The sequence below is a fragment of the Flammeovirga kamogawensis genome (assembly GCF_018736065.1).
Classification (GTDB): domain Bacteria; phylum Bacteroidota; class Bacteroidia; order Cytophagales; family Flammeovirgaceae; genus Flammeovirga; species Flammeovirga kamogawensis.
In genome coordinates this window covers 3,974,732-3,989,080 of record NZ_CP076128.1, presented here as the reverse complement: position 1 = coordinate 3,989,080, position 14,349 = coordinate 3,974,732, and the positions used below count along the sequence as shown (strand labels likewise).

At 32.1% G+C, this 14,349-nt stretch carries 10 protein-coding genes; 5 read left to right on the top strand and 5 right to left on the bottom strand.

Annotated elements, in window-relative coordinates:
* The first annotated feature begins 202 nt into the window (after positions 1–202).
* The 3 genes from recQ (at position 203) to KM029_RS16135 (ending at position 5,290) form a co-directional block, all read left to right on the top strand.
* The gene (gene recQ, locus KM029_RS16145) at positions 203–2,377 is read left to right on the top strand and encodes a DNA helicase RecQ (protein ID WP_144074228.1); all 2,175 of its coding nucleotides are present in this window, start codon (positions 203–205) and stop codon (positions 2,375–2,377) included.
* A gap of 218 nt (positions 2,378–2,595) precedes the next feature.
* Positions 2,596–3,462: a YkgJ family cysteine cluster protein gene (locus tag KM029_RS16140; protein ID WP_144074227.1), complete on the top strand. Its 867-nt coding sequence runs from the start codon at positions 2,596–2,598 to the stop codon at positions 3,460–3,462.
* Positions 3,463–3,580: 118 nt separating this feature from the next.
* Complete coding sequence (locus tag KM029_RS16135) at positions 3,581–5,290, top strand: T9SS type A sorting domain-containing protein (RefSeq protein ID WP_144074226.1); 1,710 nt, start codon at positions 3,581–3,583, stop codon at positions 5,288–5,290.
* Between the two features lie 80 nt (positions 5,291–5,370).
* On the opposite strand, the gene KM029_RS16130 is transcribed toward KM029_RS16135, so the two are convergent.
* The 5 genes from KM029_RS16130 to KM029_RS16110 form a co-directional block, all read right to left on the bottom strand.
* Positions 5,371–7,503, bottom strand: coding sequence for a M3 family metallopeptidase (locus KM029_RS16130; protein ID WP_144074225.1), 2,133 nt, complete (start codon positions 7,501–7,503; stop codon positions 5,371–5,373).
* Between the two features lie 153 nt (positions 7,504–7,656).
* Entirely contained in the window at positions 7,657–8,544 is an 888-nt protein-coding gene (locus tag KM029_RS16125; protein ID WP_144074224.1) for an NAD kinase, read from the bottom strand.
* A gap of 1 nt (position 8,545) precedes the next feature.
* Positions 8,546–9,217 (bottom strand): CBS domain-containing protein, encoded by a 672-nt coding sequence (locus KM029_RS16120; RefSeq protein WP_144074223.1) that lies wholly within the window; start codon positions 9,215–9,217, stop codon positions 8,546–8,548.
* Between the two features lie 170 nt (positions 9,218–9,387).
* Positions 9,388–10,143, bottom strand: coding sequence for an alpha/beta fold hydrolase (locus KM029_RS16115; RefSeq protein ID WP_144074222.1), 756 nt, complete (start codon positions 10,141–10,143; stop codon positions 9,388–9,390).
* A 101-nt stretch (positions 10,144–10,244) separates the two neighbouring features.
* Positions 10,245–12,131, bottom strand: a complete 1,887-nt coding sequence (locus KM029_RS16110; protein ID WP_158631083.1) for a DUF885 family protein — start codon at positions 12,129–12,131, stop codon at positions 10,245–10,247.
* A gap of 239 nt (positions 12,132–12,370) precedes the next feature.
* Between KM029_RS16110 and KM029_RS16105 the strand changes: the two genes are divergently transcribed.
* Positions 12,371–13,582 carry an isochorismate synthase gene (locus tag KM029_RS16105; protein ID WP_144074220.1) on the top strand — a complete coding sequence of 404 codons (1,212 nt, stop codon included), beginning with the start codon at positions 12,371–12,373 and terminating at the stop codon, positions 13,580–13,582.
* Between the two features lie 93 nt (positions 13,583–13,675).
* Positions 13,676–14,311 carry a peroxiredoxin family protein gene (locus KM029_RS16100; protein ID WP_144074219.1) on the top strand — a complete coding sequence of 212 codons (636 nt, stop codon included), beginning with the start codon at positions 13,676–13,678 and terminating at the stop codon, positions 14,309–14,311.
* The last annotated feature ends 38 nt before the right edge of the window (positions 14,312–14,349 follow it).

Below are 14,349 nucleotides of genomic sequence, written 5' to 3'. Positions count from 1 at the left end.
CCTGCTTTATATTTGTATACACAAAAACACCACTAACCAATACAAAAGGTTAGATATAACTACTATGAAAACTAATTGTGTTTTTGTATATTCATATATTAAGATGGAAATATTTAAGACAACCATCTTTCTAAAGACACTCTATTTGTGGATTCAATTATTTTGACTTGTATTGTCAGATAATCTATTTATAAAATATTATATGGCTAGTACTAAGGTACAAACACAGTTAAAGGACAAATTAAAAGAAGTATTTGGATATAATCAGTTCAGAGGTAACCAAGAAGTGATTATTCAACATATCCTTGATAGAAAGAATACTTTTGTAATTATGCCTACAGGTGCAGGTAAGTCATTATGCTACCAGCTACCTGCTCTTATGCAAGAAGGGACAGCCATTGTTATTTCTCCTCTGATAGCTTTAATGAAAAATCAGGTGGACCAATTACAAGCACTTGGCGTTGATGCTAGTTTCTTAAACTCTACTTTAAGTAAAAGTGAATCTAACCGTGTTAAAAAAGAAACACTAGAAGGAAAAACTAAACTACTTTATGTAGCTCCTGAATCTTTAACTAAAGAAGATAACATAGAACTACTTCGAAAATCGAACATTTCATTTATAGCTATAGATGAAGCACACTGTATTTCCGAATGGGGTCATGATTTTAGGCCCGAATATAGAAGAATAAAGCAAATTATTGAGGCTATTGGTGATTTACCAATTATTGCACTTACAGCAACTGCTACTCCTAAGGTTAGAGCTGATATCCAGAAAAACCTTAAGATGGAAGACGCCAATATATTTTTGTCATCTTTCCATAGAGATAATTTATTCTATGAAATTCTACCCAAAACAGAGCCTAAAGTTCAATTGATTCGTTTTATTAGGAATCATCAGAACAAATCAGGAATTATCTATTGTCTGAGCCGTAAAAAGGTGGAAGAGGTTGCAGAATTTCTTCGCATCAATGGCGTAAATGCCCTGCCCTATCATGCGGGTATGGACTCAGCACAAAGAATGGGAAATCAAGATGCCTTCCTTAACGAAGATTGTGATGTAATTGTAGCAACAATTGCATTCGGTATGGGTATTGATAAACCCGATGTTCGTTTTGTAATTCACTACGATGCCCCAAAATCTTTAGAAGGTTATTACCAAGAAACTGGTCGTGCGGGAAGAGATGGGTTAGAATCTTTCTGTATGATGCTTTTTAGTGAAAGTGATATCGCTAAACTAGAAAAGTTTCATAAAGATAAATCTGTTACAGAAAGAGAGAATGTCCATATTCTACTTCAAGAAATGAGTTATTATGCTCATTCCTCTGTTTGTAGAACGCGGCAGTTACTTCATTACTTTGGAGAAGATGTTGAACACAACTGTAACCATTGTGATAACTGTAAAACTAAACATGCTTCTTTTAATGCTAAAGATCAGATTCTATTAGCACTTAAAACTGTAGAAGAAACGGAATCAAGATTTGGTATAGAGCACATTTGTAATGTACTAACAGGTACTAAATCTGATTATGTTGAAAGTTACAATCATACCGAAATTAGCACCTTTGGTAAAGGAAGTGAATTTGATAATCAACATTGGGAGTCTATCATTAGACAATCAATGATTAACAGTTTCTTATCTAAAGATGTTGAAAATGTAACGCTAATTAAGGTAACTGAAAAAGGTAAAAAGTACCAGAAGGAGCCTTATAATTTAGATTATACGCAAGATTATCAGTGGCCGTCAGAATTAGAAGCTTTAAATGAAGAAGCAGTTGTAAAGAACGCTTTCGATAAAGAGCTATTCGATATTCTAAAAGCAAAAAGGAAAAAAGTTGCTAACCAAAAAGGAATTCCACCTTATGCAATTTTTCAAGAACCTTCGTTAGAAGAAATGGCGACTTCTTACCCTACAACACAAGAAGAATTAATGCAAATTAATGGTGTTGGAGCAGGTAAAGCAAAAAAATTCGGTAAACCATTTATTGATATAATTGCCGATTATGTTGAGAAAAATGAAATTACAACGGCAAAAGACGTAGTTGTAAAATCTACAGTCAACAAGTCAAAATCAAAAATATCTATTATTCTACAAATTGATAGAAAACAAGATATTGAAGATATTGCCGAATCATTAAAAATATCTTTTGATGATGTACTTGATGAAATAGAAAACATCTGTGATTCTGGCACTAAACTAAATCTTGATTACTATATAGAAACGATAATGGATGAAGAGAGAATGGATGAAATCTATGATTACTTCATGCAAGCAGAATCGGATGATTTAAATTTAGCATACGATGAATTAGATGAAGAAATTGGTGAAGATGAAATTAGATTAATTCGTATTAAATTCTTATCAGAAGTTGCGAACTAATTCTTAATATACATTGCTTGTAAATGGGTTATTTGATTTAATTATCAAGTAGCCCATTTATTTTTTAGACCTTTTTAAACAAAAAAATCAAAGATCTAATCAGCTTCAATCTATCTTAACAAATGTATTATTTCTGTACTCTGTTACTATAGGATATACTATGGTTAATATTTTACTACTACATTTGCTATAAAAGAAAGCATATCAAAATAAAAAAAATGAATACAACTAAACTAAGTACAGAAAGTATATTACCACTTACCTGTTCTAGATCTGGATCGTGTTGCTTTGGTAAGGCAGTAATGCTCAACCCATGGGAGGTACTAAGTTTCAGTAGAGAAAAAAAAATTACTGCTAGAGAGTTTCGTGATCTTTACTGTGAGTTTGGTGGTATTCGATTAATATTTAATGGTAAAACTGATAAAAAAGGACAAAAAGCATGTAGCCAATATGTAGATAATTTTGGATGCAGTGTTCATTTAGGACGCCCATTAGCTTGCCGTCTTTATCCTTTAGGCAGACAAATTCAATTTGATAAAGCAAACTATATATATGAAGGAAAACAGTTTCCTTGTCTAACAGATTGTGCTGAAGTTTTAGATTTGCCTCAACTGAGTGTAGGTGAATACCTTAAAGGACAAAAAGCAGAACCATTTGAAATTGCTCAAGATGAATATCTAAAAATAATGCAAGGTATTGCTGATATTGGGTTTGAACTACTTCTTGATACAGGTTTAGCTGTATCTGGTGATACAAAAACATTAGCTGCATGGCGAAAAAGTGGGAATGAAAAACCTGAATTATTAGCACAACAAATTGGTTCTGAATGGTTAGATTATTTGATGATACCACAAATAGATCTAGAAATTAATGATCCCATTATTTTTGCTCAAAAACATAATGAGTTTCTTATGTCTAAAATACAAGAGCAATTTGGAGGATTACAAACTTTTGAGGAAGTACACGAGGCTTCTGTTCTTTTAATTGCTGTGGCTTTACACTTATCAAGAGGTTTAGGTGCAGATACAAAAGGAATTGCAGAGCATTGGGTAGAAACAGCAAAAAGTCACGGTGCTAAAGAGTAACTGTAACAAAAGTCTCTACAAAGTAAAATCAATATACCCTGTAAAACTTAAATGGTAATTTTGAGGAAGTCTTTTTTTATTTAAAATTCTACTTTTACTCCATAACTATCAAACAATTATGGAAAATAAAAGAAGTTTTTTTTGGCTACTCTTACTTACAATGTCTCATTCAATTATGGGACAAATAAACCCTGTATCAGACCCTGAAAACACACAAAAGTGGGTATTAAATAAATGGGTAAGTGATGAATTTAATGGAACTGAATTAAATAAAACAAAATGGTGGGTTCTTGGTGAAAATAATGATTATAGAAATAAATGGAAAGGACGTGCTCCTGGCCAGTTTGCTCCTCAAAATGTAAAGGTGGAAGGAGGAAAATTAATTCTAAAAAGTCAATGGGAACCTTCATTTCTATTTGCCAACGAAACAAATGATGGCTATTATTATGGTGGTTCTGCTACAGAAGCAGATCTATCAAGTCCAATTACACAAGCATGTGTAATGAGCGAGACTTTTTTCCAATATGGCTACATGGAAATTAAATGTAAAATAGCTGATGCTCCAGTTACTTCTGCCTTTTGGACTACAGGTTATCACAGTGAAATAGATATGGTAGAAAATTATGGAAAACTACCAATTGGCAACCCAGAAAACCGACCTTTAGATTTAGAAAAAAAATATAGAACTAATTTAATTAGTTGGGATCCGGACCAAGCTGAAGATCATAAAGATTGGAAAGTTGAAAAGGTGATGGATGTGAGAATGGCTGATGATTATTACATATTTGGATTTGAATGGGATAAAGAATATGTAAAAACTTATTTTAATGGTCAATTAATTCAATCTGCAACAAGAGAAGAATTAGAAGCTAAAGACCAATGGAAGCACGATTACCCTCAAGAAATTTGGTTCGATTCAGAAGTTTTTAGATGGTATGGTTTACCAACCCAACAAGATTTAGCAACTCCTGCAGAATTTTTAATTGACTATGTAAGAATATGGCAAAAAGAAGAAACTAAATCTTTTTTCGATGCACTTAGTTTCGAGGGGCCGTTTTATTTTAATGGAAGAAGTATTAACTGGTGGTCTGGAAGAAATTCTTATTGGAGAATGAAAAGTGATAAAGTGCTTACTGGAGACTTTAGTTTACGCTTTCAACATAAAGCTCCTTTTAATGGAGACTATTCTATATTTTCACCTTATGGATCTATCAACCTCCCCGAAGGTGCTAATTCAATTTCTTTTTCTATTTGGATTGACGAGTCTACTTCCATTAATGAATTTGATATTATTCTCAATAAACCATTTACCACAATTACTCTTGATATTACTACAATAGAAAAAGGAAAATGGGTAAAAGTTGAGGCTCCTTTTAACAGACCTTCCGCATCTGATACTAATATAATAAATGGAGATAGGCTTCAGATAAAACTTAAATCATCTGCAATTAATAGTACAAGTGCTTTAATCTATATCGATGATATCGTTTTCGAATCCACTAATAATGGCGGTATACCTGAGTACCCTTTCCCAGATGATACTTATCCAGAGCAAGAGTATCCTGATAACGATATTCCTACAGGAATTAATAATACAAACAATGTTGATTGGGATGTTTACCCTAACCCTACTTCTAATCTGTTTACAGTTAAATCGATATTGAATGGTAATATCAAAATTTATAATTCAACTGGAGTATTAGTTAAGACTATATCAAAAGATAATCAAGAAGTTATTGTACCAACACAGACTTTTTCTAAAGGAGTCTACTATGTAGTTCTAGAAACAATAGAACATGTAGTAACACGTAGAATAATTATTGAATAAATATTTCACCAAAATAAAAACCCTTTTTCTCCATTATAAATTATGAAGAAAAAGGGTTTTTATTTTTAGAGTATATTACTTTATTTTTTAGGAACTGGGAAACCTCTGTCCTTCATTAAAGCATCTATGCTAGCATCATGCCCTCTAAATTTTCTATATGCCTCAGCAGGGTCCATAGCATTACGTGGAGCAAATAAGTATTTAACTAGCTTATAAGCAACATCTTTATCATAAAAGCCTTGAGGTGCTTCTGCAAATACCTCTGCTGCATCTGAAGTCAATACATCTGCCCATAGGTAACCATAATATGCAGCGGCATAACCTTCTCCTGAAAACACATGACCGAATTGAGTTGAACGGTGTCTCATTACAATCTCTTTTGGCATTCCTAATGCTGTTAGTGTTTCTTTTTCAAATGATACAGGATCTATATTTGTAGGATCTACTGTATGGTATTTCATGTCCATTAAAGCAGAAGCTAAATATTCTGTTGTACTAAACCCTTGATTAAAAGCCGATGCTGCTTTTATTTTCTTCACTAAAGAAGCTGGCATAGGTTTACCTGTTTTTTGATGTACAAGAAAACCATTAATCACTTTATCTGTAGATAACCAACGCTCTAATAATTGAGATTGAAATTCTGTATAATCTCTTACTCCACTATTTGATTTAGGATACTTTACATTAGCTGATAAGAAATGTAACGCATGGCCAAATTCATGGAAGAATGTCTCAGCATCGCTCCAAGAAACTAAAGATACCTCTCCAGGTGCAGGCTTAATAAAGTTTGAATTGTTAGATGCTAATACAATTTTATCTCCTTCAAAAGAAGTAAAACTTCTGTAAGTTGTTGCCCAAGCACCAGAACGTTTTCCTTGTCTAGCATAAGGATCTAAATACCATAAACCAATCACTTTAGTTGTAGATTTGTAAGATACCTCCCAAACACGAACATCTTCTTGAAAAACAGGAACTTTACCCTTTGGTAATTCTTTAAATTCAAAATCAAAAAGCTCACCAGCTACAAAAAACATTGCTTCACGCAATTTCTCTAACTGAAGGTATTGCTTCACTTCATCAGAATCTAAATCATATTTATCTTTTCTAACTTTTTCTGCGTAATAACGATAATCCCAAGGTTCAATAGTTATTTTATCACCACGTTTATTTGCTACAGATTGCATGTCTGCTACTTCTTCTGTTACACGAGCTGTAGAAGCTTTCCAAACTTTCTCCATCAAGTCCATCGCATTTTTAGGATTCTTAGCCATTCTATCTTGTAATCTCCAAGTAGCATAATTATCAAAACCTAAAAGGTGAACGCGTTCATTACGTAATTTCAGAATTTCAGCAATAATCTTATTATTATCATGTTCGTCTCTATTGTCACCTCTTTTAATATAATTTGACCAAACAACCTCTCTTAGGTTTCTTTCGTCTGAGTACGTTAAAAATGGCTCCATAGAAGAACGTGTATTTGTTATAGCATACTCTCCGGCGTGACCTTTCTCCTCTGCTGTTTTTGCTGCAGATTTTATATATGATTCTGGTAAACCGTTTAATTGATCTTTCTTTAAGTAGACAACATAATTTTCTTCATCAGCTAATACATTATTAGAAAAATCATTGTATAAACTAGATAATTTTTGATTGATCTTGGCATATTGCTTCTTTTTTGCTGCATCAAGATCTGCTCCATTCATTACAAAACTTGAGTAAATTAACTTTACTATTCGTTGTTCTTCATCTCCTAAGGCTTTTAATTGAGAAGCCTCATAAACAGATTTTATACGTTTAAATAACTTTGTATTTTGACTTATTTTAGAGGAATAAGATGAGATTTTTGGTGCTAACTCTTTACTTATTTCTCTTAATTCTGGAGACGACATGTTACTTCTCCAAATTCCATAATAAGTAAAAGCTCTATCTAATGGTTTGCCTGCTTTTTCCATGGCAATAATTGTATTCTCAAAAGATGGAGCTTCTGTATTGTTTGCTATAATATCAATTTCTTGAAGATGCATTTCCATACCGTCTTCAACTGCTCCTTTAAGATCTGATAAATGCATTTTATCAAACGCAGGGACTCCTCCATAAGGACCTGTCCATTCTTGTAATAAAGGGTTATTTGATTCTGTCATGTTATTTGATGAACAGCTAAATAATAAACAACTCAGTCCAACGATAATTGTACTAATTGAAAAGGATTTCATAATAAATGATTTTTGATTGTTGAAGTTAATGAACACATTGACAAAAATCAGAAATAGATATCCAACCACTCTCAATTGGAGTATGCTAAAACTGATTATCAATTATGATGTAAAACTGAAGAAAATTAGTTCTACTTATAAGATAGGTTATGATTAATTACGGTTATCAAGTCCCCAATTAAGTTTCTTTCGAAGTGTTTCTAAGAATTTATCTCCACCTCCAATACTTACTAGTTTTGCTTTAAAAGCACATTTTTTCACGGCAAGTTCAATTGTTGCATCTACTGCCTCAGACCTTGAATCTAAGGATACTAGGAAGTTTTTACTTCGTCCTTCTATTTCGAAAGAAATTACACTTTGATCTGAAACAATTAAAGGACGCACATTTAAATTATGCGGACAAACAGGTGAAATAATAAAATTTTCTGAACCAGGTATTACAACAGGACCTCCTACACTTAAGGAGTAACCTGTAGAACCAGAAGGTGTAGATACAATCAAACCATCTGCCCAATATGAGTTAAGGTACTCCCCATTTAAATAAGTATGAACCACAATCATCGAAGAAGTATCTCTTTTAAGAATTGTAAATTCATTTAGTCCAAACTTTATGCCGCCAAATAGGTCTTCTCTATCACTTACTAAACCCAACATTGTTCTTTCATCAATAGAATAATATCCATTAATTAAAGAATCTAATGTTTTAGAAAAATTTTCTCTCTGAATAGATGCTAGAAAGCCCAACCTTCCTGCGTTAACTCCAACAATAGGAATCTCTAACTCTTGTACATACGTTAGTGCTTGTAGAAGAGTACCATCTCCTCCAATAGAAATCATGAAATCTACACCTCTCAATTCTTCTGTTGTACTGAATACACTAAGCTGAGCATACATTTCTGGTGCTACTTTTTCCAAATAAGGTGCTAAAGCATCAGAAATTATTAATTCAAATTCAACTCTATTTAAAATATCTTGAATTGAATCAATTAAAAATTTACTTCTTTCCGTTTCAAGTTTTCTACTGTGTAAAGCGAGTTTCATTCTAAAGTTCTAAGTAACGCATTAAATTATCTAAACGATCCTGACTGTTATCAGAATTCTCCGTAAGAGATGAAGAATAAATCACATTTAAACTAAAACGTTCAAAAGTTGCCAAAACAGGTTCTACCTCTACTTTATTCAATTTTAAGGTAACAATAACCATTTTAGGATCATTCTTATCGGCTTCAACAAAAACACTTAGAATCTTAATGTTATTTTGTTCTACCCATCTACTTAAATCTTCTAGGGAATAATGGATAGCTTCCATACGTAATGCAATGATATTTCCTTTTATCTGATCGGAATGCATTCGTGCTATCTTCTGCATCATGTCATCTATTATGATAGTGCCATGGTATTTATTTTCTTTATCGACAACAGGGACGATTTCAACATCATATTCATCTACTACTCTGAGTACATCATAAAGATGGGCAGCAGGAAGAACAGATACCTCTTCGAAGGATAATGGTAACTTTACAGATTTCACACCCTGACTTAAGTCTAAATCAAAGAAATCTCGTTCCATCACCATTCCTAAGTAACGGTCTTCTTCTACAACTGGTAAAGAGAGAATATTACATTCTTCAAAATAAGAAAATACACACTCAAGACTTGTGTCTTTGTGTATTGCTGGTAATGTGGTTGTCAACAGATCTTTTGCTAATTGCATACATCTAAATATTTTGATGAAAAGATATGTATAAACACAATTTGGGAGATAAATCACTGATATACATCAACTTTACCTCCCAAATTATGAAATAGTATTATTATATACTCTAATTTCTCTGTTCTATTTTTAGAGAAATTATTTGAAGGTTTCTCTAAACTACATTATTACTAGTTATTTCTCAAGAAATCGTCTACTAACATGTTAAATCTATTCGGATGTTCCATCATTGGAACATGACAACATTTATCTACAAAGAACAAAGTTGAATTTGGTATTAAACGATTAAACTCATGCCCTGCATGTGGAGGAGTAATTGTATCGTTAAGCCCCCAAATTAATAAAGTAGGGCATTTTATATCTTTAAGCTCGTTACGTAGGTTGTGTTTCTGTGCAGATCTTGCATAGTATACAATACGTAAACATTTTGCATTATCAGAAGTCACCTCGTAAACTTCGTCTACAAGTTCTTTAGTAGCTACTTCAGGATTGTAGAATGTATAACCTACTCTATCCTTAATAAAATCATAACTACCTCTTTTTGGGTAAGATAATCCCATACCCGATTCATATAATCCTGAACTACCTGTTAAAATTAATTTTTTAACGCAATCCGGATTAGCTAATGTAAACATTAAAGCAACGTGACCTCCTAAGCTATTTCCTAATAAAGAAAATTCATCGAAGCCAAATTCAGAAACAAATTTTTCTGTATAAGCGACAAGGCCTTCCAAGTTTGATTCACTTCTTGGTGAATCATAAATTGGAAGCATTGGAATAACCACACGGTATCTACCTGAAAAATAACTTAGCACTTCTGCCCAGTTACTAAGAGCTCCGAAAAGTCCATGTAGTAAAATTAGAACTTCTCCTTCTCCTTCATCAATGTATTTGAATCCGTCTTTTTCTCGAATAGTTAAACTCATATTGCTTATTTACTATTATCGTTGCTATAAAAATACGTGCAAAGATACTATTTAATTTAACCTTTACACATTAACAGTATATCTTAAAGATCAAGGTTGTATTAATTTTGATCTTTATTCACAAACATTATTTCCTTAAATTGTTCAAAAAGAACTCCCCCCTCATTAAACAAGTATTTTAAATCCTTTTTATTTAACTGATTATCAACAGAAATCCTACCCTCTTCAACTAATAGGTCTGTAATATACATTGCCATTCCACAAGCAACATTTTCAGAAATAGCACCAGCACATTGATCAACAATTTTTTCTGAATCTCTTTCAGATAAAAGTGAATTGTTAAATACATACCCTACCGCTTCAGTTCTAGTCCACAATAAATTATGAATGCCCAAATCTGTTTCCATATAAATAGCATTTTGCAAACGCCACATTGTCCAAGCAATTCTTTGGTCTAGAGATGCCTTTATAAAATAATTATATAAATAGACATTCTTCCAAAATTCTTCCATAAATGGAATAGCTAAATTTCTTCTAAAGAGAGGTAACGAAGTATTTGTTATAATGCTTCCTTTCCATTGGTGCTCTGCAGCCATACTTAAAGCAGTTGGCTGTAGCGTATTTTGGGTATAAATAGAAATAGAATCTGAGAAATATATTTTACTTTTTCTACTGTAATCAAAACTCCCATCAAAATAAAAAGGTTCAATTGATACCCCATCCAGTATGCTAGGTTGGATATAATATTCTACTTGTTTTTCATCTGCGAAGTACTGAGGTGCAGCAGAAAAGACTTGTATAAAGTCAGCAATATACAAGTCTACTCCTAATGATGCGTTTTTATTATTTTTCTTAAAGTAAATTTCAGCTTTTTCCTTTAAGGTAGTTCCTTCTTCTATCCCTGCCTCTTGAAACAAGGATCTTAATTTTTTCTTTTCTCTATAAACTAACTTCTTACCAAGATTATACATTATTTGAGGGCGGTACTCATAATCAATGGTTTGATCATTAAAACCTAATGTTCTCTTTAACCTTTGCTGATAATAGGGAACACCCAAATCATATTGCATAACGGTAATTTCAGAAGGAGCTTGCTGCATTATCAATTCTGTAACTGTTCGTCTTAGTGCATCAAATGATGGAATAACAGCTCCTTCTAAGGCTCTTTTTATTCCATATTTAAGCTCTGGAATATTTTTACGTACTCGTTCATCATCAGAACTTTCTATCTTATGCAAGAAATCTTGATAGATAATGTTCTTTTCAAGAGGAACATCTAAAAAAGTTACTAATTGTTCTTCAACCCTTCTAAGAATACTTTGAGGAGGTTTTACTATTTGCTCATTAATATGAAAATGATGAATACAATCTTCTAGCGATTCATCTTTCCTTCTAAATAATATATTTTTGGTAGTAATTAGCTGCTCGCTTTCTGTTGGATGTAATCTATTGCCAGAAATGAGTTCTGATACCTTATCTTGAACCTCTTCTAATCTATGAATGTAATTGTTAGCATCCGTAATTGAATTAATTTCATGATTATTAATCATGAACATTGGCAACTGAACCTGTATTCCATTTATATGATCAATAGCATAGACAGTACCACTATATATATCATTTTCTAAAATCTCATCTTCAATAATAAACTTGAAAATAGCCGCTGAAAATTGTTCTGATTTAGAAAGTTCATCTTGATTATAACGTTCTAAAAACTCAAATTCTTTATGAGAATAATTTACATCTAACTCTTCTTGAAAAATGGACACATCATTTAAATGTCCTTCCATGCCTGGAGTAATATATGGCCACTTAAAAAATTTTGTTTTTGTTAATACCTCAGGGTGTTCTTTAGCATAATCATAAAAAAGACGATCCAATAAAGTATAAAGTTTTGCAGGTTTAAAGTACCACACATTTAACCTGTCTCCTACAAAACTAACAATGCTGGTAAAAATTAGTACACGCACATATAACCACCAATTCATTTTAAAATGATGTATTATCTTATTACGATAATAGGCTCTATAGATACGGTTAAATTTCATTAAAGAAAGTCTTTTACTCCTGTTACTACTATTCTGTTAACAATGTTTTCAGGTTTCAATCAACAATTATCGACCTTAAACTTATACATTTGCAAATACTAGGCTAATAAATCTTAAAGAAAAAGAACATACTCGTTCATTTTCAGTTAATTAAGAAGAACCATCGAGTTTTTATAATTTTGGAAAAAAAGTCACAAAATATAATATCAACAAAAGTAGAAAATTCTACTTTAGATTTTGATACTGTTTTAGCAGTCGCCTTAAATAGCGGACAACCATTTGCGGCCTGGAAAATGCCCAATGAAAATACGCAAAGTATTGTTGTATCCCTACAAAAGGAGGCATTAAGAGTAACTTCGGACCTAGAAAACTTACCTAATGGTTTTTTAGCAAGACCTTTTCAAGATCAAGACAATAAGGCTTTCCTAATTCCTGCTGATATCTATTATACTTCCGACTTACCTGAAATTCAATTTTCTTCAGATTATGATTTTGATACTAAGGTAAAGGTAGAGAAAGCATTAAATGATTTTAAGCACAATAAACCGCTAAAAAAGTGGAAGGACAATATGTTGAAAGAACATTTCCCTCCAACTTCTAAAGAGCACTTTACTTCTATAGTAGATGATAGCATTGAAGCGATGAAAGATGATGCTTTCTTAAAAGTGGTCTTATCTAGAACTAAGGAAGTACCCTTAAAAGATGATTTTTCTCCAATTCATTTCTTTCATAGATTATGTAAAGCATACCCTAATGCATTTATTTCGGTTTGTTTTATACCTAAAGTTGGTCTTTGGATGGGAGCATCTCCTGAAACACTTATTAGCGTAGATGAAAATGGTGTTTTTAGAACGGTGGCTCTAGCAGGAACTCAAGCAAGCAATGGCATGTTACCTAAAGATGCCTCATGGAAAAGTAAAGAAATTGAAGAACAAGCTTTAGTAAGTAGATATATTATTAACTGCTTTAAGAAAATACGTTTAAGGGAATTTGATGAGAAAGGACCTCGTACTGTTGCTGCAGCTCATTTATTACATCTTCGTACAGATTTTAAAGTAGATACAAAAGCAACAAACTTCCCTCAATTAGGTACTGTAATGTTGGATTTATTACACCCAACATCTGCCGTTTGTGGAATGCCTAAAGAAGTGGCTACACAATTTATATTAGACAATGAGCATTACAACCGCTCTTTATACAGTGGATATATAGGACCTATTGGTTTAAAAAATAGAAACCATTTATTTGTAAACCTTAGATGCTTACAAATTTTTAACGACCATGCCCTACTTTATGCAGGTGCGGGTATAACAGAAGACTCTGACGCTGAAAAAGAATGGAAAGAAACAGAAATAAAGATGGATACTATGTTAAAACATCTTCATAGCTAAAAAATAATTTCATACTTTGTCAGTTATAATGCTTTTGGTTGTCTATAAATCAAAAGCATTATTTTTTTAATACAATCAACAAAATTAATATCTATGAAATATCTAATCTCCATAATCAGTTTACTTTTTTTACATCAAATTACTTTCGGTCAAGAAAAAGATATTTATAAAAAATATGGAATTGAAGTAAATACGCTACAACCAGGATTAAATGTTGGCGATATAGCTCCTCAATTTTCTGGAGTTGATCAAAATGGAAATTCAATACAATTATCAGAATTATTAAAAAAAGGACCTGTTGTGGTTAATTTTTTTCGTGGAAGTTGGTGTCCATCATGCTATAAACATTTAAAAAGTTTACGTGATTCTTTAGATGAAATTAATGCAACTGGAGCTACATTAATTATGATTAGCCCGGAAGAACAAAATTCTTTAAATGATTTTGCGAGAAAAAAAGGGTTTACTTTCTCAATGATTAGTGATAAAGATTTAAGTATAATGAATGGGTATAAAGTAACATTTGAGGTAACTGAAAAATATCAGAAAAAGATAAAAACATTTCTTTTTACAGACATTGCCGCAAATAATGCTATTAAACAAGCTTCTTTACCAGTACCTGCAACATTCATTATTGGCAAAGACGGGACAATAATTGCCAAGCAATATGACCCTCAATATTCAAATAGAATGAGCCCAACTGCAATTATTAATGCTTTGAATGAAGAATAAATAGTCTTTTTATATCGAATTTATTAATATTGGAACGA